General features: G+C 56.3%; 2 rRNA genes. Both read left to right on the plus strand.

Annotation, left to right across the window (positions count from 1 at the left end):
- Positions 1 to 76: 76 nt before the first annotated feature.
- Positions 77 to 3,187, plus strand: a 23S ribosomal RNA gene (locus ACLQ29_RS35280).
- 85 nt (positions 3,188 to 3,272) lie between these two features.
- Positions 3,273 to 3,389: ribosomal RNA gene (gene rrf / locus ACLQ29_RS35285) — 5S ribosomal RNA — on the plus strand.
- The last annotated feature ends 6 nt before the right edge of the window (positions 3,390 to 3,395 follow it).

Below are 3,395 nucleotides of genomic sequence, written 5' to 3' on the forward strand. Positions count from 1 at the left end.
GGGTTTGGTGTGGGGCGGATCGGGTTGTGGGTTGGTCGTTTGTTGAGAATTGCACAGTGGACGCGAGCATCTTTGTGGTCAAGTTGTCAAGGGCGAACGGTGAATGCCTTGGCACCAGGAGCCGATGAAGGACGTGGGAGGCCGCGATAGGCCTGGGGGAGCTGTCAACCAAGCTGTGATCCCAGGGTGTCCGAATGGGGAAACCTGGCACCAGTCATGTGGTGTCACCCACACCTGAACACATAGGGTGTGTGGAGGGAACGCGGGGAAGTGAAACATCTCAGTACCCGCAGGAAGAGAAAACAATTTAGTGATTCCGTGAGTAGTGGCGAGCGAAAGCGGATCGAGGCTAAACCGGCTGCGTGTGATACCTGTCAGGGGTTGCGTGGTCGGGGTTGTGGGACCCTGCTGAATGTACTGACATGCATTCGAGAAGTTACAAAGTTAGTGGCTAGTCGAACAGTCTGGAATGGCTGACCGTAGACGGTGAAAGTCCGGTAGGTGAAAGTTGCTGACCTTCTGTGGGTGTTCCCGAGTAGCGGCGGACCCCTGAAATCTGCCGTGAATCTGCCAGGACCACCTGGTAAGCCTAAATACTTCCTGGTGACCGATAGCGGACAAGTACCGTGAGGGAATGGTGAAAAGTACCCCGGGAGGGGAGTGAAATAGTACCTGAAACCGTTCGCCTACAATCCGTCGGAGCCTTGCGGGGTGACGGCGTGCCTTTTGAAGAATGAGCCTGCGAGTTAGTGGCATGTGGCGAGGTTAACCCGTGTGGGGGAGCCGTAGCGAAAGCGAGTCTGAATAGGGCGATTCAGTCGCGTGTCCTAGACCCGAAGCGGAGTGATCTAGCCATGGGCAGGCTGAAGCGCGGGTAAGACCGCGTGGAGGGCCGAACCCACCAATGTTGAAAAATTGGGGGATGACCTGTGGTTAGGGGTGAAAGGCCAATCAAACTCCGTGATAGCTGGTTCTCCCCGAAATGCATTTAGGTGCAGCGTCGCGTGTTTCTTGCCGGAGGTAGAGCACTGGATGGTCTAGGGGGCCCACAAGCTTACCGAAATCAGCCAAACTCCGAATGCCGGTAAGTGAGAGCGCGGCAGTGAGACTGCGGGGGATAAGCTTCGTAGTCGAGAGGGAAACAGCCCAGATCACCAGCTAAGGCCCCTAAGCGTGTGCTAAGTGGAAAAGGATGTGGGGTCGCATAGACAACCAGGAGGTTGGCTTAGAAGCAGCCACCCTTTAAAGAGTGCGTAATAGCTCACTGGTCAAGTGGTTCCGCGCCGACAATGTAGCGGGGCTCAAGCACACCGCCGAAGCTGTGGCATTCACATTTTATCCTCGCTTGGACTTGATTCCTTGTGCAGGTGTGTGGATGGGTAGGGGAGCGTCGTGCCGCGAGTGAAGCAGCGGGGTGACCCAGTTGTGGACGCGGCACGAGTGAGAATGCAGGCATGAGTAGCGAAAGAAGGGTGAGAAACCCTTCCGCCGGATGACCAAGGGTTCCAGGGCCAGGCTAATCCGCCCTGGGTGAGTCGGGACCTAAGGCGAGGCCGAGAGGCGTAGTCGATGGACAACGGGTTGATATTCCCGTACCCGCGAAAGAGCGTCCCTGATGAACCTCGTTGTGCTAACCACCCGAACTGCCTGATGTCTTCGGACGGATGGTGGGGAGCGTGGGAACCTGATGGGTAGTAGTCAAGCGATGGGGTGACGCAGGAAGGTAGCTGAGCCCGGCCGGTGGTTGTGCCGGGGTAAGCGTGTAGGCCGTGTTGTAGGCAAATCCGCAACACATATAGGCTGAGACGTGATGCCGAGCCGATTCAGGTGAAGTCAGTGATCCTATGCTGCCGAGAAAAGCCTCTAGCGAGTTCTTAGCGGCCCGTACCCCAAACCGACACAGGTGGTCAGGTAGAGAATACCGAGGCGATCGGGCGAACTGTGGTTAAGGAACTCGGCAAATTGCCCCCGTAACTTAGGGAGAAGGGGGGCCGGAGACGTGAAGCCCCGCGCGGGTGGAGCGTTGTATGGCCGCAGAGAGCAGGGGGAAGCGACTGTTTACTAAAAACACAGGTCCATGCGAAGAAGTAATTCGATGTATATGGACTGACGCCTGCCCGGTGCTGGAACGTTAAGGGGACCTGTTAGCTCTTTCGGGGGCGAAGCGGAGAACTTAAGCGCCAGTAAACGGCGGTGGTAACTATAACCATCCTAAGGTAGCGAAATTCCTTGTCGGGTAAGTTCCGACCTGCACGAATGGCGTAACGACTTCCCCACTGTCTCAACCACAGGCCCGGCGAAATTGCAGTACGAGTAAAGATGCTCGTTACGCGCGGCAGGACGGAAAGACCCCGGGACCTTTACTATAGCTTGACATTGGTACTCGAATTAGCTTGTGTAGGATAGGTGGGAGCCGGTGAAGTCCATACGCCAGTATGGGTGGAGGCAATCTTGAAATACCACTCTGGTTGATTTGGGTATCTAACTTCGGACCGTTATCCGGTTCAGGGACAGTGTCTGGTGGGTAGTTTAACTGGGGCGGTTGCCTCCTAAAAGGTAACGGAGGCGCCCAAAGGTTCCCTCAGCCTGGTTGGCAATCAGGTGTTGAGTGCAAGTACACAAGGGAGCTTGACTGTGAGACTGACAGGTCGAGCAGGGACGAAAGTCGGGACTAGTGATCCGGCACTTGCGAGTGGAAGCGGTGTCGCTCAACGGATAAAAGGTACCCCGGGGATAACAGGCTGATCTTCCCCAAGAGTCCATATCGACGGGATGGTTTGGCACCTCGATGTCGGCTCGTCGCATCCTGGGGCTGTAGCAGGTCCCAAGGGTTGGGCTGTTCGCCCATTAAAGCGGTACGCGAGCTGGGTTTAGAACGTCGTGAGACAGTTCGGTCCCTATCCGCCGTGCGCGTAGGATACTTGAGAAGGGCTGTCCCTAGTACGAGAGGACCGGGACGGACGAACCTCTGGTGTGCCAGTTGTCCTGCCAAGGGCACGGCTGGTTAGCTACGTTCGGAAGGGATAACCGCTGAAAGCATCTAAGCGGGAAGCCTGCTTCAAGATGAGGTATCCCACCCACTTTGTGGGGTAAGGCCCCCAGCTAGACGACTGGGTTGATAGGCCGGAAATGTAAGCCCGGTAACGGGTTCAGTTGACCGGTACTAATAGGCCGAGGACTTGACTACTAAGCTGCTACGCGTCCACTGTGCAACTCTGAACGAGCGAACACCCGTGTTTTTGTGCCGGTGTTGTTTGATATGTTCATAGAGTTACGGCGGTCATGGCGGAGGGGAAACGCCCGGTTACATTCCGAACCCGGAAGCTAAGCCCTCCAGCGCCGATGGTACTGCACTCGTGAGGGTGTGGGAGAGTAGGACGCCGCCGGACAATCTT

Source organism: Micromonospora sp. DT228, assembly GCF_049841595.1.
In the GTDB taxonomy this organism is placed as follows: Bacteria; Actinomycetota; Actinomycetes; order Mycobacteriales; family Micromonosporaceae; genus Micromonospora.